The organism is Alcaligenes nematophilus (genome assembly GCF_026344155.1).
Taxonomy (GTDB): Bacteria; Pseudomonadota; Gammaproteobacteria; order Burkholderiales; family Burkholderiaceae_B; genus Alcaligenes; species Alcaligenes phenolicus.
Map to the genome: position 1 here is coordinate 357,679 of NZ_JAPKMZ010000003.1, position 16,612 is coordinate 374,290.

The 16,612-nt window shown below is 55.9% G+C and carries 22 protein-coding genes and 1 tRNA gene; 15 read left to right on the forward strand and 8 right to left on the reverse strand.

What is annotated here, in order from left to right; translation table 11 throughout:
- Nucleotides 1-21: 21 nt before the first annotated feature.
- The 8 genes from hisA to tatC all read left to right on the forward strand — a co-directional run bounded on the left by hisA (nucleotide 22) and on the right by tatC (nucleotide 4,283).
- The gene (hisA, locus tag OSH04_RS10275; protein WP_009455480.1) at nucleotides 22-762 is read left to right on the forward strand and encodes a 1-(5-phosphoribosyl)-5-[(5-phosphoribosylamino)methylideneamino]imidazole-4-carboxamide isomerase; all 741 of its coding nucleotides are present in this window, start codon (nucleotides 22-24) and stop codon (nucleotides 760-762) included.
- Nucleotides 759-1,550: an imidazole glycerol phosphate synthase subunit HisF gene (hisF, locus tag OSH04_RS10280; protein ID WP_266108408.1), complete on the forward strand. Its 792-nt coding sequence runs from the start codon at nucleotides 759-761 to the stop codon at nucleotides 1,548-1,550. Before hisA ends, hisF begins: the two co-directional genes overlap by 4 nt.
- Nucleotides 1,550-1,954 carry a phosphoribosyl-AMP cyclohydrolase gene (hisI, locus tag OSH04_RS10285; RefSeq protein WP_009455478.1) on the forward strand — a complete coding sequence of 135 codons (405 nt, stop codon included), beginning with the start codon at nucleotides 1,550-1,552 and terminating at the stop codon, nucleotides 1,952-1,954. Before hisF ends, hisI begins: the two co-directional genes overlap by 1 nt.
- Nucleotides 1,951-2,304, forward strand: a complete 354-nt coding sequence (locus OSH04_RS10290) for a phosphoribosyl-ATP diphosphatase (RefSeq protein ID WP_021447244.1) — start codon at nucleotides 1,951-1,953, stop codon at nucleotides 2,302-2,304. Before hisI ends, OSH04_RS10290 begins: the two co-directional genes overlap by 4 nt.
- Before the next feature lie 83 nt (nucleotides 2,305-2,387).
- The gene (locus OSH04_RS10295) at nucleotides 2,388-2,756 is read left to right on the forward strand and encodes a histidine triad nucleotide-binding protein (RefSeq protein WP_026483636.1); all 369 of its coding nucleotides are present in this window, start codon (nucleotides 2,388-2,390) and stop codon (nucleotides 2,754-2,756) included.
- A gap of 12 nt (nucleotides 2,757-2,768) precedes the next feature.
- Complete coding sequence (tatA, locus tag OSH04_RS10300) at nucleotides 2,769-3,002, forward strand: Sec-independent protein translocase subunit TatA (RefSeq protein ID WP_021447245.1); 234 nt, start codon at nucleotides 2,769-2,771, stop codon at nucleotides 3,000-3,002.
- Between the two features lie 22 nt (nucleotides 3,003-3,024).
- Entirely contained in the window at nucleotides 3,025-3,519 is a 495-nt protein-coding gene (tatB, locus tag OSH04_RS10305) for a Sec-independent protein translocase protein TatB (protein ID WP_254002401.1), read from the forward strand.
- Entirely contained in the window at nucleotides 3,516-4,283 is a 768-nt protein-coding gene (tatC, locus tag OSH04_RS10310) for a twin-arginine translocase subunit TatC (protein WP_009455473.1), read from the forward strand. The genes tatB and tatC overlap by 4 nt, the downstream gene beginning before the upstream one ends.
- A 279-nt stretch (nucleotides 4,284-4,562) precedes the next feature.
- Here tatC and OSH04_RS10315 read toward each other — a convergent pair whose 3' ends face one another.
- On the reverse strand, nucleotides 4,563-5,735 hold the full coding sequence (locus OSH04_RS10315; RefSeq protein ID WP_115634546.1) for a S1C family serine protease: 1,173 nt from the start codon (nucleotides 5,733-5,735) through the stop codon (nucleotides 4,563-4,565).
- Between the two features lie 25 nt (nucleotides 5,736-5,760).
- Between OSH04_RS10315 and OSH04_RS10320 the strand changes: the two genes are divergently transcribed.
- A complete protein-coding gene (locus OSH04_RS10320) occupies nucleotides 5,761-6,537 on the forward strand; it encodes a Nif3-like dinuclear metal center hexameric protein (RefSeq protein WP_009455471.1) in 777 nt (258 codons plus the stop codon).
- Between the two features lie 181 nt (nucleotides 6,538-6,718).
- On the opposite strand, the gene mscL is transcribed toward OSH04_RS10320, so the two are convergent.
- Nucleotides 6,719-7,174 carry a large conductance mechanosensitive channel protein MscL gene (mscL, locus tag OSH04_RS10325; RefSeq protein ID WP_009455470.1) on the reverse strand — a complete coding sequence of 152 codons (456 nt, stop codon included), beginning with the start codon at nucleotides 7,172-7,174 and terminating at the stop codon, nucleotides 6,719-6,721.
- A 126-nt stretch (nucleotides 7,175-7,300) separates the two neighbouring features.
- On the opposite strand from mscL, the gene petA reads away from it, so the two are divergent.
- The 5 genes from petA (at nucleotide 7,301) to OSH04_RS10350 (ending at nucleotide 11,425) form a co-directional block, all read left to right on the forward strand.
- On the forward strand, nucleotides 7,301-7,945 hold the full coding sequence (gene petA / locus OSH04_RS10330) for a ubiquinol-cytochrome c reductase iron-sulfur subunit (RefSeq protein WP_035269839.1): 645 nt from the start codon (nucleotides 7,301-7,303) through the stop codon (nucleotides 7,943-7,945).
- Nucleotides 7,946-7,995: 50 nt separating this feature from the next.
- Complete coding sequence (locus tag OSH04_RS10335) at nucleotides 7,996-9,384, forward strand: cytochrome b (RefSeq protein ID WP_009455468.1); 1,389 nt, start codon at nucleotides 7,996-7,998, stop codon at nucleotides 9,382-9,384.
- Between the two features lie 19 nt (nucleotides 9,385-9,403).
- Entirely contained in the window at nucleotides 9,404-10,258 is an 855-nt protein-coding gene (locus tag OSH04_RS10340) for a cytochrome c1 (protein ID WP_009455467.1), read from the forward strand.
- A gap of 126 nt (nucleotides 10,259-10,384) precedes the next feature.
- Nucleotides 10,385-10,993 (forward strand): glutathione S-transferase N-terminal domain-containing protein, encoded by a 609-nt coding sequence (locus OSH04_RS10345; RefSeq protein ID WP_009455466.1) that lies wholly within the window; start codon nucleotides 10,385-10,387, stop codon nucleotides 10,991-10,993.
- Between the two features lie 6 nt (nucleotides 10,994-10,999).
- Nucleotides 11,000-11,425, forward strand: a complete 426-nt coding sequence (locus tag OSH04_RS10350; protein ID WP_009455465.1) for a ClpXP protease specificity-enhancing factor — start codon at nucleotides 11,000-11,002, stop codon at nucleotides 11,423-11,425.
- 235 nt (nucleotides 11,426-11,660) lie between these two features.
- On the opposite strand, the gene cysW is transcribed toward OSH04_RS10350, so the two are convergent.
- From cysW to cysP, 3 genes are read right to left on the reverse strand one after another with little or no spacing between them, the layout of a single operon-like run.
- Complete coding sequence (cysW, locus tag OSH04_RS10355; protein WP_051316283.1) at nucleotides 11,661-12,506, reverse strand: sulfate ABC transporter permease subunit CysW; 846 nt, start codon at nucleotides 12,504-12,506, stop codon at nucleotides 11,661-11,663.
- The gene (gene cysT / locus OSH04_RS10360) at nucleotides 12,503-13,393 is read right to left on the reverse strand and encodes a sulfate ABC transporter permease subunit CysT (protein WP_051359144.1); all 891 of its coding nucleotides are present in this window, start codon (nucleotides 13,391-13,393) and stop codon (nucleotides 12,503-12,505) included. Before cysT ends, cysW begins: the two co-directional genes overlap by 4 nt.
- A gap of 3 nt (nucleotides 13,394-13,396) precedes the next feature.
- Nucleotides 13,397-14,401 carry a thiosulfate ABC transporter substrate-binding protein CysP gene (gene cysP, locus OSH04_RS10365; protein ID WP_266108409.1) on the reverse strand — a complete coding sequence of 335 codons (1,005 nt, stop codon included), beginning with the start codon at nucleotides 14,399-14,401 and terminating at the stop codon, nucleotides 13,397-13,399.
- 247 nt (nucleotides 14,402-14,648) lie between these two features.
- Between cysP and OSH04_RS10370 the strand changes: the two genes are divergently transcribed.
- Nucleotides 14,649-14,724, forward strand: a tRNA-Thr gene (locus tag OSH04_RS10370).
- Nucleotides 14,725-14,792: 68 nt separating this feature from the next.
- Here the strand turns inward: OSH04_RS10370 and OSH04_RS10375 are convergent.
- The 3 genes from OSH04_RS10375 to OSH04_RS10385 form a co-directional block, all read right to left on the reverse strand.
- A complete protein-coding gene (locus tag OSH04_RS10375) occupies nucleotides 14,793-15,191 on the reverse strand; it encodes a GFA family protein (RefSeq protein ID WP_137430542.1) in 399 nt (132 codons plus the stop codon).
- A 132-nt stretch (nucleotides 15,192-15,323) separates the two neighbouring features.
- Complete coding sequence (locus OSH04_RS10380) at nucleotides 15,324-16,274, reverse strand: 2-hydroxyacid dehydrogenase (protein ID WP_266108476.1); 951 nt, start codon at nucleotides 16,272-16,274, stop codon at nucleotides 15,324-15,326.
- Nucleotides 16,274-16,600, reverse strand: a complete 327-nt coding sequence (locus tag OSH04_RS10385; protein WP_035269826.1) for an NIPSNAP family protein — start codon at nucleotides 16,598-16,600, stop codon at nucleotides 16,274-16,276. Before OSH04_RS10385 ends, OSH04_RS10380 begins: the two co-directional genes overlap by 1 nt.
- Nucleotides 16,601-16,612: the final 12 nt, after the last annotated feature.

Genomic DNA, 16,612 nt, shown 5'->3' on the forward strand with positions numbered 1-16,612 from the left:
CGTTTTTTACGGCTAAAGACCATGCTTTTGATTCCCGCCATCGACCTCAAAGACGGGCGTTGTGTGCGCCTTCGCCAGGGTGACCTGGACGATGCCACTATTTTCTCGGATGATCCGGCCAAAATAGCAACACAATGGCTGGAACAAGGGGCCCGGCGCCTGCATCTGGTGGACCTGAACGGCGCTTTTGCCGGTAAGCCCAAGAACAGCGAAGCCATCAAATCCATTATTGCTGCCATCGACGGTGAAATTCCCGTACAGATCGGCGGTGGTATCCGCGACCTGGATACCATCGAGCGCTACCTGGACGCTGGCATGAGCTATGTCATTATTGGCACTGCCGCTGTCAAAAGCCCTGGTTTCCTGCAAGACGCCTGCAGCGCCTTTCCTGGCAACATCATTGTTGGCCTGGATGCCCGTGACGGCAAAATCGCCACCGACGGCTGGAGCAAGCTGACCCGCCACGACGTACTGGATCTGGCCAAGAAATTTGAAGACTACGGCTGCGAGTCCATTATCTACACCGATATTGGCCGCGACGGCATGCTGACTGGCGTGAACATCGAAGCCACCGTCAAGCTGTCCCAGCACGTGAAGATTCCCGTCATCGCCTCCGGCGGTGTCACCAACCTGAAAGACATTGAAGACCTGTGTGCCGTAGAGCACGAAGGCATCGAAGGTGTGATTTTGGGTCGCAGCATTTACGAAGGCACCCTGAATTTTGCCGAGGCGCAAACCTTCGCTGACGAGTACCAGGCATGAGCCAGGACGTCACCAACGAATTAGCCTGCCGCATCATTCCTTGTCTGGACGTGACCGCTGGCCGTGTGGTCAAAGGCATCAACTTTGTGGATCTGGTCGATGCCGGAGACCCTGTCGAAATCGCCCGCAAGTACAACGACCAGGGTGCCGACGAACTGACCTTCCTGGACATTACGGCCACCTCGGACAACCGTGATCTGATCTTGCCCATCATCGAGCAGGTGGCCAGTCAGATTTTCATCCCCCTGACAGTGGGCGGTGGTGTGCGCGAAGTGGCCGACATCCAGCGCCTGCTCAATGCCGGTGCGGACAAGGTGTCCATTAACAGCGCCGCCATCAGCAACCCGGACCTGGTGCGTGCCGCCAGCGATCACCATGGCAAGCAATGCATGGTCGTCGCCATTGATGCACGCCGTGTCAGTGCTGAGAACGAAGCACCACGCTGGGAAGTCTTTACCCACGGCGGTCGTCGTGGAACCGGCCTGGACGTGGTGGAATGGGCAGTCCGCATGGCCGAATACGGCGCCGGCGAACTGCTGCTGACCAGCATGGACCGCGACGGCACCAAATCCGGCTTTGATCTGGAACTGACTCGTGCCGTGTCCGAGGCGGTCTCCGTTCCCGTTATCGCCTCTGGTGGAGTGGGCGGCCTGCAAGACCTGGCCGATGGCGTGATCAAGGGCGGCGCCAGTGCCGTACTGGCCGCCAGCATCTTCCACTACGGTCAACACACTATTGCCGAAGCCAAGGATTTCATGGCTGCGCAAGGTATTCAGGTGCGACGCTAATGGCTGACTTACCGGCCTGGCTGGCTGAAATCCGCTTTGATGAACAAGGCTTGATCCCCGCGATTGCGCAGGACCAGGCCACGGGCAAAATCTTGATGGTCGCCTGGATGAACCAGGAGTCCCTGCAAGAGACCGTCAGCACCGGCCGCGCCGTGTACTGGTCGCGTTCCCGCCAGCGCCTGTGGCGCAAGGGCGAGGAATCCGGTCACGTACAGCATGTCAGCGACTTGCGCCTGGACTGTGATGGCGACGTTATTTTGCTTAGCGTGGAACAGGTTGGCCAGATCGCCTGTCATACGGGTCGTGAAAGCTGCTTTTATCGCCAGCTGCAAGGCCAGAGCGATCAGGCACAATGGGTGGCGGTTGACCCCGTCCTGAAAGACCCGGAGCATATTTACCGATGAGCGAACAACCTACTGTCGAGACCATCCTTGATCATCTTGGCCGCACCCTGAAGTCCCGCCTACCTGCACAAGGCGGGGACCCATCCTCTTCCTACGCCGCCAAGCTGCTGGCCAAGGGACCGGATGCATTCCTGAAGAAAATCGGGGAAGAAGCGACCGAGCTGGTCATGGCTGCCAAGGATGAAGAACGCGAGCGCATCGTCTACGAAACGGCAGACCTGTGGTTTCATAGCCTGGTGGCCCTGACTTACTACGGTCTGGAGCCCCGCGATGTCCTGACAGAACTGCTGCGCCGCGAAGGTACATCAGGCCTGGAAGAAAAAGCTTCGCGCCCTAAGGACCAGGTGTAATTCTGTCATTTAGACGCGCTACACTGTCCTGATACCTAGATTTTTGGCACTTGCCCAGCAAGTGCTTCGCTACCGAGGTTGCTATGAGCGAGAACTGTCTGTTTTGTAAAATTGCTGCCGATCAGATCCCGTCCAAAAAAGTGTACGAGGACGAGGACTTTCTGGCATTTCACGACATCAACCCAGCTGCACCTATCCATATCCTGGTAATCCCCAAGAAACACGTCGTATCCATGCAGGACGTATCGGGCCAGGATAGCGAATGGTTGGGTAAAATGATGGCTTTGGCACCTTCCCTGGCCGCAAAGGCTGGTTGTCGCCCCGGCCCTGAAGGCGGTTTCCGCATTGTCATCAACAACGGTTTGGATGGCGGGCAGGAAATCAACCATTTACACATGCACATCTTGGGCGGTGAGCGCCCATGGCAACAACGCGCAGCCATGGCTGCTTAAGGGAGATACATTATGGGTAGCTTTAGCATTTGGCACTGGCTGATCGTTCTGGTCATCGTTGCCCTGGTTTTCGGCACCAAGAAACTGCGTAATATCGGCTCGGATCTGGGCGGTGCAGTCAAAGGTTTCAAAGAAGGCATGAAAGACGTGGGTGAAGAAGAAAAAACACCCGAAACCGTCAGCCAACGCGCTGCCGATCCTCAAACGATCGACGTGCAGGCCAAGGAAAAATCCGATCGCGCCTGATCCCCTTCTTGTGTGAGTCTGAATGTTTGATGTCAGCTTTAGTGAACTGCTCCTGATTGGAGTGGTTGCCCTGATCGTCATCGGTCCCGAACGTCTTCCTAAAGTAGCGCGCACCGTCGGCCATTTGCTTGGCCGCGCGCAGCGCTACGTTAACGAGGTCAAGACCGATATCCAACGCGAAATCAATCTGGATGAGGTGAACAAGCTCAAAGACCAGATGGAGGACGCCGCGCGCTCGGTGCGCAGTTCGGTCGAGGACACGGGCAAAAGCATCAGCCAGCCTCTGACAGAAGCCCGCGACACCCTGCAAAACGCGTCGGAGTCCGCACGCAAGGCCTTCTCGGATACCGCCGAGAGCGTCAAGGCGAGCCCCGACGCCACCCCCGCGAAAGAATCGGCTGCCAGTCAGCCCGATACGGATGCAGCCGCCCAGCCAGCGCCCAGTGCGCCAGCCAGTGACGACGCTCCCCGTCCTACGGATGCTCCCGCCCACCCCTCTAAAGGACCGACGGCATGAGCACCGAAGCGCCTCAAGAAGATACCTTCATCTCCCACCTGGTCGAGCTGCGTACACGCCTGCTGCGCGCGGTCATTGCCGTGGTCGGGATTTTTATCGTGCTGTTTACGTATCCGGGCGCTTCGGCCATTTATGATGTGCTGGCCCAGCCCATGATGAGCTCTCTGCCCGAGGGTACGCGCATGATTGCCACCGGGGTGATTACCCCCTTCATGGTGCCGGTCAAGGTCACCTTGATGGCATCGTTCGTATTGGCCTTGCCTATCGTGCTCTACCAGGCATGGGCCTTTATTGCGCCAGGTTTGTACAACCACGAAAAGAAGCTGGCTCTGCCGCTGATCATGACCAGCACCTTGCTGTTCATTGCCGGCATGGCGTTTTGTTATTTCGTGGTGTTCCGCACCGTGTTTCACTTCATCGCCTCGTTTGCCCCGCAATCGATTACACCAGCACCGGACATCGAAGCCTATCTGGGCTTTGTCATGACCATGTTCCTGGCCTTTGGCATTACCTTTGAAGTGCCTATCGCCGTAATTTTGCTGGTGAAAACAGGCGTTGTAACGGTAGCCAAACTGCGCGAAATCCGTGGTTATGTAATTGTAGGCGCGTTTGTGATCGCCGCTATCGTGACCCCGCCCGATGTGGTCAGCCAGATCTTGTTGGCCGCCCCGCTATGCCTGCTTTATGAATTAGGGATTCTGGCCGCCAGCCTGATCAAGAAACGGGAAGCGGAAAACAGCGAAGGCCGCGAGCTGGATCTGTAAAACGATCAAAGCAACACCTGTTTGTACGCGTCACATGGCGTGCAGACCCAAAAATGGCTCTCTTGCCTTGCTCCAAAAGGAGTAGCCCAGAGAGCCATTTTTTTTAGATACCTTGCCAAGCCTTCGCGCCACTACGATCTGCAAAACAGCGTAGCCAAATGCAAATCGCCTGACCACACAAGCATCAACACACTACAAGAGCCTGTACGGCCTGCAAGGCCATGAACGCATCTCTACGCTCTTTCAGTGAACTCCAGCGAAGAGGAGAAGCTGCTGGCCCTATTTGCGCACCTGAGGTCGCATACCGACCTTGACGGGAACGTCCAGCTCCTTGCCATCGCGCAATACGCTTAATGTCACGGTCTGCCCGGGTTGTACTGGCCCAATCTGATTAAGCAGGCCAATTGAATCGGCCACTTGCTGACCATTCAAGCGCAACACAATATCGCCCACCTGCAAATGCGCCTCGGCAGCCGGACCGTGACGTTGCACACTGGCAATAATCACACCTGCATCACTCTTTAGTTTGAAAGACTTGATCAGGTCCGGGGTAATGTCCTGTGGCTCCAGGCCCAGCCAGCCGCGTGTCACTTCACCATTACGGATAATTTCGTTCATGATGGCCAGCGCAGTCGAGGACGGAATGGCAAAACCGATACCCAGCGAACCCCCTGTTTCGGAATAAATAGCGGTATTGATTCCCACCAAACGGCCAACCGCATCCACCAGAGCCCCACCCGAGTTGCCGGGATTAATGGCGGCATCGGTCTGAATGAAGTTTTCGTAAATATTGATGCCCAGGCGATTGCGTCCCAAGCCGGAGACAATGCCCATCGTCGTGGTCTGACCCACTCCGAAAGGGTTGCCAATGGCCAGCACTACATCGCCCACCTGCAACTGATCCTGTTCCTGGGTCTGAATCACAGCCAGCTTGGGCAGATCCACTTTCAGCACGGCCAGATCGCTTTCAGGGTCCGAGCCAATCAGACGCGCCTTGGCCTGACGTCCATCCGATAATGCCACCTCGATGGCATCAGCCGCTTCAATCACGTGGTAATTGGTCAGGATATAACCCTGCTCGTGTACGATCACGCCCGAACCCAGGTTGATTGTGGAGCGGCGACCCATCAAGTCGGGCAGTTCGCGAAACAGGCGCTGCAGATCAGGATCTTCCAGCAAGGGAGAATTGCCTTCCAAATGCTTGCTGGTGTACACATTAACGACCGCCGGCGCGGCGCTAGTGACAGCCGAGGCATAAGACAGCGGGCCATCCTGCTCCATAGCAGCCGCGGGGATCAGGGGCGGAACCGGTGCAGGCAAAACCACCGTATTCGTAGAGCGGACGGGAGCCTCGGGCGCGCCCACCCACTGCGGTCGCAGCGTCACTACAATAAAAAAGCCCGCCAGACAAATTGTCACCGCTTGAGCAAACACTAGCCACAATCGACGCATAGCACTCTTTCAGATAAGGATTTCCATGACTCAGGTTTCAACAGCCGAACTGGCCAGCTGGCTCAATAGCACCTTGGATGTCGCCCGTTTCAAGGACTATTGTCCCAATGGGCTTCAGGTCGAAGGCAAGCCCTATATTGGCAAACTCGTCACCGGCGTGACGGCCTCGCTGGCACTGATTGATGCCGCTATTGCCCGCCAGGCGGACGCAATTTTGGTGCACCACGGCTGGTTCTGGAAAAACGAAAACCCGTGCATTGTAGGCGCCCGAAAAACTCGTATAGAACGCGTCCTGACGCATCAGCTTAACCTCTTGGGCTATCACCTGCCCCTGGACGCTCACCCTGTCCTGGGCAATAACGCCCAGTTGGCTCGCCAGTTAGGCATCGAGGTGCTGCGCGACGCAGACGGCGTGGCACAAACCTGTGGTCCGGATGGACTGGTCTGGCTGGGTGAACTGCCAACCCCAGTTTCACTGGAAACATTCAGCCTGACAGTTTGCAATAATTTACAACGGCAACCACTGGTTGTTGGCGATTTACAACGGAAAATCCGCCGAATAGCCTGGTGCACAGGAGGGGCACAGGGCTTTATTGATAGCGCCATCGCCGCGCAGGCCGATCTTTACATCAGCGGCGAGGCTTCGGAGCAGACATTTCACAGTGCACAGGAAAACAATATTGCCTTCATGGCAGCCGGCCATCATGCAACCGAACGCTATGGGGCCAAGGCTTTGGGCGAGGAAATCGCTCGCCAGTTTGGCATAGAAGTGGAGTTCATCGATCTGGACAACCCGATCTGATTTCATCAAAAACCCGCACATATGACCTTGAACAAGCTTTAAAGCGCCACAGGCTAGACAAGCCCAGGCCCTGAAAGGCTAAAATCAGGCATCCGGCGCGGGCAAACTTGACCCTGCCGGTGGGTTTACATAAACAAAAAGGTGCCGAAAGGCACCTTAAAGCTTTGATAAGTCTGGGCTTTTATTTTTTCAGCGAATCCCTGATCTCGCGCAGCAAGATGACGTCTTCAGGGGTTGGTTCGGGTACGGCCTCAGCAGCTTCAGCCTTGGCCACGGTGGCACGCATACGGTTAATCATCTTGACCATGCAAAACACCACGAAGGCCAGCAAGATGAAGTTGATGAAAATGGTCAGGAAGTTACCCCACGACAAAACAACAGCACCGGCCGCATTCAGAGCTTCCAGGGTTTCTGGGCCGGTAAAGCCCTCTGGTGTACGCAAGACCGTGAACTGGTTGGTAAAATCCACTTCGCCGCCAAGGATGAAACTGATGACGGGCATGACGATGTCTTTTACCAGCGAGTCGATAATCTTGCCAAAAGCAGCGCCAATAATGACACCGACCGCAAGGTCCATCATGTTGCCCTTAACTGCGAACTCCCGGAATTCGTTCAGGAAACCTCGAGCCTTGTTCATATGTTCACCTTTGATCAAGTTATGCTGCGCTGGGTAACGCGTATAATGTGCGGTTGAATAATATACCCAGGCCCAAATCCGTAAATTGTGGTATTGCCCGAGTCGGGCAGGAATAAGGATACTAGAATGAGTCAGAATACGACACAGCCCGATGCCATAGGCGCGGTTGATTTCAATCTTCCGCCCGATCCTTCGCGCCGCACCTGGGTCGCCACCGCCTGTGCATTAGGTGGTGTCGCTGGTGTGGCGACAGCTGTTCCCTTTGTCAGCTCCTTTGCTCCTTCCGAGAAAGCAAAAGCGGCCGGCGCTCCCGTAGAGGTCGATATTTCCGGTATCGCCCCCGGTCAGATGCGCACCGTGGAATGGCGCGGGAAACCCGTCTGGATTCTGCACCGCACCAAAGAGCAGCTGGACGCACTGCCCAAGCTGGACAGCCAGTTGGCCGACCCTGACTCGGATCGCCCCGGTTACACCCCTGCGTACGCCAAGAACGAATACCGTTCGCGTCGCCCTGAAATCTTTATCTGTATCGGTATCTGCACCCACCTGGGTTGCTCCCCTACCCCGCATCTGGCTGCTGGCGCTGGCGCTGGTCTGCCCGGTGGTTGGGAAGGCGGCTTTCTGTGCCCCTGCCACGGCTCCACGTTCGACCTGGCCGGCCGCGTCTACAGCAACAAGCCTGCTCCAGACAATCTGGAAATCCCGCCCTACGAGTTCTCGGCTGACGGCACGATGGTTACCATCGGCGTAGACGAAAACAACAAGGCCTAAGGCGGCTGTAACCCAATACGTACTATTTAAAAAGATAAAGGAGCCGTTTCATGGCTGGCGAGAAAACCGTCGAAACGACAGGACTCTTGGGATGGATTGACAGGCGTTTCCCCCTGACATCCATGTACAAAGAGCACATGTCAGAATATTACGCGCCGAAGAACTTCAACTTCTGGTACTTCTTTGGCTCCCTGGCACTGCTGGTGCTGGTTATCCAGATCGTGACGGGTATTTTCCTGGTCATGAACTACAAGCCTGATGCCAAGCTGGCCTTTGAGTCGGTTGAATACATCATGCGTGAAGTGCCCGGTGGCTGGATCATCCGCTACATGCACTCCACAGGCGCTTCCATGTTCTTCGTGGTGGTGTACCTGCACATGCTGCGCGGCTTGTTCTACGGTTCTTACCGCAAGCCACGTGAACTGGTCTGGATCTTTGGCGTTGCCATTTTCCTCTGTCTGATGGCTGAAGCCTTCATGGGCTACCTGCTGCCATGGGGCCAGATGTCCTACTGGGGCGCCCAGGTGATTGTTAACCTGTTCTCGGCCATTCCTTTCATTGGTCCTGACCTGGCTATTTTCATCCGTGGTGACTACGTGGTGTCCGACGCCACCCTGAACCGCTTCTTTGCTCTGCACGTGATTGCGGTGCCCCTGGTCCTGCTGGGTCTGGTTGTGGCTCACCTGATCGCGCTGCACGAAGTGGGTTCCAACAACCCCGACGGCGTGGAAATCAAGAAAGGCCCCAAAGACGCTCAAGGTCGTCCTTTGGATGGCATCCCCTTCCACCCTTACTACACCGTGCATGACATCCTGGGTGTGGCGGGCTTCCTGATTGTGTTTGCCGCGATTGTGTTCTTTGCCCCTGAAATGGGCGGCTACTTCCTGGAGTTCAACAACTTCAGCCCTGCCGATGCACTGAAGACTCCTCCGCACATTGCTCCTGTCTGGTACTTCACGCCTTTCTACTCCATGCTGCGTGCCACGACTGCCGACTTTACCTGGGTTCTGGCCGGTGCTTCCGTGCTGGGTGCTCTGGTGCTGTTCGTCAAAGGCAAGCTGCCCGGTATCTGGCGCCTGGTCGTACCCGCTGTCCTGATCGCTGTTGCTGTGCTGCTGCGTGTTATCGACGCCAAGTTCTGGGGCGTGGTGGCCATGGGTGGTACGGTCGTGATCCTGTTCTTCCTGCCTTGGCTGGATAAATCGCCTGTGAAGTCGATTCGCTACCGTCCTACCTGGCACAAAGTGCTGTACGCGATTTTCATCATCAACTTCCTGATCTTGGGTTACCTGGGCACACAGGCTCCGAACGACTTGTTCAACCTGCTGAGCCAGATCGGTACGGTGATCTACCTGGCCTTCTTCCTGCTGATGCCAGTATGGAGCCGCATGGGTACGTTCAAACCCGAACCTGATCGCGTGACTTTCCGCCCTCACTAGGCCCCCAACACGAAACGGAATGACCATGATTAAGAAACTGCTTGGCGCTCTGGCCTTGTCCCTTACCTGCACGGTGGCTGGTGCCGCCGAAGGTGGCTATGCCCTGGAGCGCGCGCCCGACCGCATGAATGACATGGCGGCGTTGCAAAATGGCGCAAAACTGTTTGTGAACTACTGTCTGAACTGTCATAGCGCCAACTCCATGCGCTACAACAAGCTGACAGACATCGGCCTGACCGAAGAGGACATCAAGAAAAACTTGCTGTTCTCCTCGGACAAGGTGGGTGATCTGATGAAGATCGCCATGACCCCTGAAATGGGCAAGAAGTGGTTTGGTGCCGCTCCTCCGGACCTGTCCGTGATTGCGCGTGCCAAGTCCACCAACTTGGGCCCCAGCGGCGCAGACTACATCTACACCTACTTGCGCACTTTCTACCGTGACGCATCCCGCCCAACCGGCTGGGATAACCTGGTTTTCCCAAGCGTGGGTATGCCTCACGCCATGTGGGAGCGCCAAGGTGGCGTCACCTTGCACCGCACGACCGTAGCTCAGGAAGCCAAGGACGATGGCAGCAAGGAATGGGTCAAGACCACAGCCACCTACGATCCAGCCGGCTTCTCCGACGTCAAGAAAGAAGTTTTGGCCGATTACACCGGCCACGCTACTGACACCGTCAAGCTTGAGCCTGTTAACGCCAAGGCTGCTGCCAAATACGACAGCGACGTGGCCGACCTGGCCAACTTCATGGACTGGATGGCCGAGCCTGTGCAGCTGGAGCGCAAGAAAATTGGCGTGGGCGTGATCCTGTTCCTGCTCTTGTTCTTTGCCGTTGCATGGCGCCTGAACAGCGTTTTCTGGAAAGACATCAAGTAAAACGCTATGCTAGACGGGCAGGCCTAACTAGCCTGCCCGGCTTTTTATTGTTAAAACCCCTTGCAGGGTTTTAAATTCTGAGCCGTGAGGCTCTTGTTTTTATTTCTACGACTGGAATCTCCTACCATGATGGTGCTCTACTCTGGAACAACTTGCCCATTCTCACAGCGCTGCCGTTTCGTGTTGTTTGAAAAAGGCATGGATTTCGAGATCCGCGACATCGACTTGTACAACAAGCCTGAAGATATCGCCGTCATGAACCCCTACGGACAGGTGCCAATCCTGGTAGAACGTGACCTGATCTTGTACGAATCGAACATCATCAATGAGTACATTGATGAGCGTTTCCCGCATCCTCAGCTGATGCCTGCGGACCCCACCATGCGCGCCCGCACACGTCTGTTCCTGTATAACTTCGAAAAGGAACTGTTTGTGCACGTGGCCGCCCTGGAAGACCGCCGCAACGCGGATGCCAAGGCACAAGAACTGGCCCGTCAACAAATCCGCAACCACTTGTCGCAGCTGGCTCCCATCTTGCTCAAGAACAAGTACATGCTGGGTGAAGAATTCTCCATGCTGGACGTGGCGATCGCTCCCCTGCTCTGGCGCCTGGACCACTACGGTATCGAACTGCCCAAGAGCGCTGCTCCTGTGCAAAAGTACGCCGAGCGCGTGTTCTCGCGTCCTGCTTACATTGAAGCACTGACTCCTTCCGAAAAAGTCATGCGTCGCTAATCCACTATGCAAGAAACCTCGACCAAGCCTTACCTGCTGCGCGCTCTACATGAATGGTGTTCCGACCACGGATACACCCCACACATCGTGGTCACGGTAGACGCCAACACGGTTGTTCCACGCGGCCATATTCAGGATGGACAAATCACCCTGAATATCGGACATCTGGCCACCAATGGCCTGATCCTGGGCAACGACTACATTGAATTCCAGGCCCGCTTTGGCGGCGTCACGGAAGACATTTTCGTACCCGTGGCAGCTGTATCAGCCATCTACGCACGCGAAACAGGCGCTGGCATGGGTTTTGAGGTGGTGGAGTCCGAGCCTTACGCAGAAGGTGACACACCGGACGCCGCTCCTGAAGCTGCACCGGAAGCTCCCGCTGCCAAGAAAGACGCTGACAAGGTCTCGCACCTGAAGATCGTCAAATAAGGCGCGTTCGACGCAGACAAAAATAGAGCCCCGCATGGGGCTCTATTTATTTGGGTTCCAAGCTCGGCATTCACCCATGCTTTGGCTTTAGCTTGGCTTGGCTTGGCTTGGCTTGGCTTGGCTTGGCTTGGCTTGGCTTGGCTTGGCAGATCAGTATCAGCTACTTAAACCACCTCAGGGAATACTCAGCCACCTAACGCCACTGAAAATATTTCCCAAGCCTCCAGCCCACCATCTACCCTTGTACTGCCTCCGCTTGATTACGGCGACGTCCAGCCGCCACTCGCCACTCCAGCAGGCTCTTGAGCATCACAGACACAATCGCGAACACCGCCAGCAGCGCAGCCGCTGTAAAGGCCGCTGCTGCCTTGTTATCGTTGTTCAGCTGATCCACCAGCAAGGACAAGGTCAAAGTCTGATTCATGATGGTGCCCGACACCACGGACACGGCCCCAAACTCCCCAATCGCACGGGCATTGGTCAACACCACGCCATAGAGCAAGGCCCATTTGATATCCGGCAGCGTCACATGCCAGAAGATCTGCCAGCCGTTTGCACCCAGACTTAAAGCCGCCGCCTGTGCATCCGAGCCCTGAGCCTGCATGATGGGAATCAGGATACGAGCCACATAAGGCGTCGTCACAAAGATAGTGACCATCAAGATACCCGGCCAGGCGAACATCAACTGAATATCACGCGCGCTTAGCCATTGCCCCAGGGACGACTCCACACCGTAGACCACCAGGTAACACAGGCCCGCCACCACCGGAGAGACCGCGTAAGGCAAATCCACCAAGGTACTTAGCAGACGACGACCACGGAACTGGTAATGCGTCAGACACCAGGCCAGCAAGATGCCAAAGACCATATTCAGGGGCACCGTCAGCACCGCCACAAACAGAGTTAACCCGATGGCATGCAGCATATAGTCCTCTTGCAGATTGCTCCACAAGGCAGGCAAACCATCGCCCAAGGCTTTGGAGAAAATCAGTACCAAGGGGACTACCAGCAGCCCCAGCACCAACACAATGCCCAAGGCCAAAATCAGGCGGTCTGCCGTGCTTTTAGGTGTTTTTCTCATGGTGCCCTCCGCTGCCAGCCTAATAGACGATTCTGCACCATCTGCAAGGTGAACAAGAGCAGCAAGGATGCGATCAAGATCACCGAGGCAATCGCGGCAGCGGCCGGGTAATTGAACTCTTGCAGCCGCACAAAAATCATCAGGGACGACACTTCAGTTTTGAAGGGAATATTGCCCGCAATCATGATGACTGCGCCAAACTCACCCAGGCTACGAATAAAAGCTTGAGACGCTCCAGTCACCAGAGCAGGAATCAGCGGTGGGAACACCACCTTGCTGAAGGTCTGCCAGCCACTGGCACCCAAGGTGTGGGCAACCTCTTCATACTCGGCACCCAGCTCTTCAATCACGGGCTGCACGATACGCACCACAAAGGGCAAACTGGTGAACGTCATGGCCAACACAATACCGGGGTATTGATAAGCAACCTTCCAACCCTCCGGCAGAAACTGGCCAAACCAGCCACCAGGCACAAATAGCGTCGCCAAGGTCAAACCTGCTACCGACGTTGGCAAGGCAAACGGCAGGTCCACCAAAGCATCAATCAGACGGCGCCCCGGAAACTCAAAGCGCGTGATAATCCAGGCAATGATGAAGCCCACCACACTGGCAATCACAGTGGAGTAAAAAGCGGCACTGATCGTGACCTGATAACTGCTGACAACGCGTTTATCAGTCACCGCACGCCAGTAATCGGCCAGACTCATGTCACTGACGTACATGAACAAGGCCGACAAAGGCAGCAGCACAATAATGGACAGGTACAGGACGCTAAAGCCAAAGCTCAGTCCAAAACCCGGCATGACGGGGCGGCGCAGAAAGAAGATGGGCTTTAGCGCAGCCTTCGCCCCGGAATCCTGCGCCCCGCCCACAAGAGTACGACTCATGAATTACTTGGCCAGCAACTGGTCCAACACCCCGTTAGCAGCAAAGTGGCGGCTCTGGATGTCAGTCCAGGAGCCCAGAACATCAGTAGGATTGATCAGCTTGACCGGCGCGTACTTGGACTCGAACTCCTTGGCCACGGCAGGATCCGTCACACGGTAGTTGAAACCAGCCAGCAGGCGCTGAATCTCGGGGGTGTACTGGAACTTCAGGTACTCGGTTGCTTCCTTGCGAGTGCCTTTCTGGTCGACCACACGGTCCACCACGGCTACCGGGAACTCGGCCAATACGCTGACAGGGGGCACCACCACTTCCAGCTCGCTGCCCTTGAACTCATCGCTGGCAGCAATATTGATCACTTCGGATTCAAAGGTCAGCAAAACGTCGCCCTGACCATTCTGGGCAAACGCCACGGTCGCACCACGACCACCTGTGGGGAAGCTTTCTACATTCCCCAGCACCTTGCCGACAAACTCCTTGATCTTGGCTTCGTCACCGCCGAAAGCCTCGTTGGCGTACAACCAGGAAGCCAGATAGGTATAGCGGGCATTACCCGAGGTCTTGGGGTTCGGGAACACCAGCTTCACATCGTCACGCACAAGATCGTCCCAGGACTTGATGTTCTTGGGATTGCCCTTGCGCACCAGAAAAGCGATGGTGCTGTAGTAAGGCGAGCTGTTGTTCGGGAACTTGCTGGCCCAGTCCTTGACCACCGCGCCGCGCTCGGCCAGGAACTCAATATCGGTAACCTGGTTGAAGGTCACGGTGTCTACTTTCTTGCCCTGAATAATGTCCTGGGCCTGACGGGAGGTACCGGCAAAAGACTGGTCAATTTTGATGTCTTCACCAGTCGTCGCTTTCCAGTGTTCAACAAACTTGGGGTTAATCGCCGCAAAGGTCTCGCGCGCCACGTCAAACGAGGCGTTCAGCAAAGAAACCTGGGCACTGGCCGTGCCACCCAGCAAAGATGCCAACAACAAGGCAGAGCCAACAACAGACTTCAATTTCATGGTGTTCCCCAAAGGTCCCGGACGCGGCCTTCGGAGCCCGTCACTGATGTTCAATCGCGTGCTATCTATATAAGCGCAGCTTGGATAGATCAGATTATGGGTAGGGGAAAAGGCATTTAAAACGACATTTTAATCATGCTCTTATAACCAGAACCTATCTATTGGCTGGGCTGGCGTGGTGTGCACCACAGCAATATTTTTCTGGTGATTGCTTCTTGGCGAAAAACCCGGCTATAATCGTCAATTCGCCGGCTTAGCTCAGTTGGTAGAGCAGCGCACTTGTAATGCGAAGGTCGAGGGTTCAACTCCTTTAGCCGGCACCACGAATAAAACAAAACGCCAAGCTTTTGAAAGCTTGGCGTTTTGTTTTTCTGCTGTCGGAATCTTGCCTTTACTCTGGCGGGAATGCTTCGTACTGAGACAGATCATCAGTAATCTCATGCCAAGATGCTTTCGAACCTACGAACACATGGCATGTCGGACGCGCACCAGGGTCATCATCCAATACACCTAGCGCCAAGCCTAGCTCCCCCGGCTTCTGATCAAACTTGGTCAAAATATTTGATCCACACCGAGAGCAAAAGCCACGGTGTTCCCCTGGCGAGGACTCATAAAAGCGCAACAGCTCCTGCCCGCGAAGCCAATGAAAGTCTTTAGTCTTTACCTTGCCCCGCGCCCTGAACGCAGAACCATGAGACTTGCGACACATACGGCAATGGCAATAGAGCAGATCCGTAATGGAGCCGGTGATATCAAAGACCACGCCTTGGCAAAGACAGCTTCCTCTCACAAGCCATACCTCCAAAGAGTAAATTTCTCGCCGCTGATTTAAGCGGGCGTCGAACGCCTTACTCGATAGAGGATACAAGACATTGGGCCAAATCTGCCGGACGACATAAGGCCGCCAGCCCGCCGCCCCACCTTATAGCCTCACCGGCGTCACCAACTCCCCTTCCTTGACGAAACGCTCCACATTCTTCAACACCAAATCACACATGGCCGCTCGGGTTTCACGGGTCGCGCTCCCTACATGGGGTAATACTACGACCCGATCATTGCTGAGCAATTCAGTTGGCACTTCAGGTTCGTTCTCGAACACATCGAGCCCTGCTCCTGCCAATTGGCCGTTTTCAAGAGCGGCGACCAGGGCTTTTTCATCCACGACAGAACCACGGGCGACGTTGATAAGGTAGCCGTGGGGCCCAAGAGCGTTCAAGACCTCGGCAGACACCAGGTGGTAGGTTTCCGGGCTGCCGGGGCACGCCACGATGAGGAAATCGCACCATTGCGCCAAGGCCAGCAGCGAAGGCTCGTGCTGCCAAGGCAACTCGGGTTTGGCGCTACGTGTGTGATAGCGGATCTCCATGTCAAAGCCGATCGCGCGACGTGCAATCACCTGTCCGACTCGGCCCATGCCCAACATGCCCAGACGCTTGCCGCTGACCCGCGTGCTTGGCATGGTGGGGCCGACACGCGGCCAGTCACCACGCCTAACGTGACGGTCAGAAGCAGAAATGCCCCGCACCGTATCGATTAGCAAGCCCATGGCCAAGTCGGCCACGCAATCGTTTAGAACATCCGGCGTATTGCTCAGCATCACCCCACGCGCACGGACGGCATCCAGGTCGATGGCATCGTAGCCAACGCCCAAGCTACAAATCGCTTTCAGGTTTGGCAAGGCATCAATCAGTGCCTTGTCTGCGCCCTGCGTTCCGGTGGTGATCAGCACCGTGGATTCAGCTCCGTGCTCACGCAAGAACGCCGCTTGATCAGGCGCATCGCTCAGGGTTTCGACCGGGCACAAGGCGGGCAGTTTGCCCGCCAGTGGTGGTGGCAAGGGGCAGGCTTGAAGAATTTTCTGGCTCATGGTCATCATTCGCTCGTAAAAACGTCGAAATCGACTTGTTTCAACAGTGCATTGCTCTGGCGTATGACATGCCCCGCAGCGGCGGCTTTACGGCGATAGGCCAACCAGCGGGGGTCAGCCTCCAAGGCATTACGACGGGCCTCTCGGTCAGCCATATCTTCGTATGCCCACAGGTGCACCACCTGATTCAACTCGCCTACTTCCGTGGTGTAGTAGCCGTGGCAAGGGCCCAGATGTTCGATCTGTATGGCACGTCCTTCCGTCGCGTACAAGGACAGGAAATCGCGCAGCAGGCCGGTGGGGATGGTGTAGGTTCTTTGGTCGATAATCATATTGCGAATCCG

Coding starts and splice junctions, on each gene's coding strand:
- hisA (WP_009455480.1), top strand. CDS start 22: ATGCTTTTGATTCCCGCCATCGACCTCAAAGACGGGCGTTGTGTGCGC.
- hisF (WP_266108408.1), top strand. CDS start 759: ATGAGCCAGGACGTCACCAACGAATTAGCCTGCCGCATCATTCCTTGT.
- hisI (WP_009455478.1), top strand. CDS start 1,550: ATGGCTGACTTACCGGCCTGGCTGGCTGAAATCCGCTTTGATGAACAA.
- OSH04_RS10290 (WP_021447244.1), top strand. CDS start 1,951: ATGAGCGAACAACCTACTGTCGAGACCATCCTTGATCATCTTGGCCGC.
- OSH04_RS10295 (WP_026483636.1), top strand. CDS start 2,388: ATGAGCGAGAACTGTCTGTTTTGTAAAATTGCTGCCGATCAGATCCCG.
- tatA (WP_021447245.1), top strand. CDS start 2,769: ATGGGTAGCTTTAGCATTTGGCACTGGCTGATCGTTCTGGTCATCGTT.
- tatB (WP_254002401.1), top strand. CDS start 3,025: ATGTTTGATGTCAGCTTTAGTGAACTGCTCCTGATTGGAGTGGTTGCC.
- tatC (WP_009455473.1), top strand. CDS start 3,516: ATGAGCACCGAAGCGCCTCAAGAAGATACCTTCATCTCCCACCTGGTC.
- OSH04_RS10315 (WP_115634546.1), bottom strand. CDS start 5,735: ATGCGTCGATTGTGGCTAGTGTTTGCTCAAGCGGTGACAATTTGTCTG.
- OSH04_RS10320 (WP_009455471.1), top strand. CDS start 5,761: ATGACTCAGGTTTCAACAGCCGAACTGGCCAGCTGGCTCAATAGCACC.
- mscL (WP_009455470.1), bottom strand. CDS start 7,174: ATGAACAAGGCTCGAGGTTTCCTGAACGAATTCCGGGAGTTCGCAGTT.
- petA (WP_035269839.1), top strand. CDS start 7,301: ATGAGTCAGAATACGACACAGCCCGATGCCATAGGCGCGGTTGATTTC.
- OSH04_RS10335 (WP_009455468.1), top strand. CDS start 7,996: ATGGCTGGCGAGAAAACCGTCGAAACGACAGGACTCTTGGGATGGATT.
- OSH04_RS10340 (WP_009455467.1), top strand. CDS start 9,404: ATGACCATGATTAAGAAACTGCTTGGCGCTCTGGCCTTGTCCCTTACC.
- OSH04_RS10345 (WP_009455466.1), top strand. CDS start 10,385: ATGATGGTGCTCTACTCTGGAACAACTTGCCCATTCTCACAGCGCTGC.
- OSH04_RS10350 (WP_009455465.1), top strand. CDS start 11,000: ATGCAAGAAACCTCGACCAAGCCTTACCTGCTGCGCGCTCTACATGAA.
- cysW (WP_051316283.1), bottom strand. CDS start 12,506: ATGAGAAAAACACCTAAAAGCACGGCAGACCGCCTGATTTTGGCCTTG.
- cysT (WP_051359144.1), bottom strand. CDS start 13,393: ATGAGTCGTACTCTTGTGGGCGGGGCGCAGGATTCCGGGGCGAAGGCT.
- cysP (WP_266108409.1), bottom strand. CDS start 14,401: ATGAAATTGAAGTCTGTTGTTGGCTCTGCCTTGTTGTTGGCATCTTTG.
- OSH04_RS10380 (WP_266108476.1), bottom strand. CDS start 16,274: ATGACCATGAGCCAGAAAATTCTTCAAGCCTGCCCCTTGCCACCACCA.
- OSH04_RS10385 (WP_035269826.1), bottom strand. CDS start 16,600: ATGATTATCGACCAAAGAACCTACACCATCCCCACCGGCCTGCTGCGC.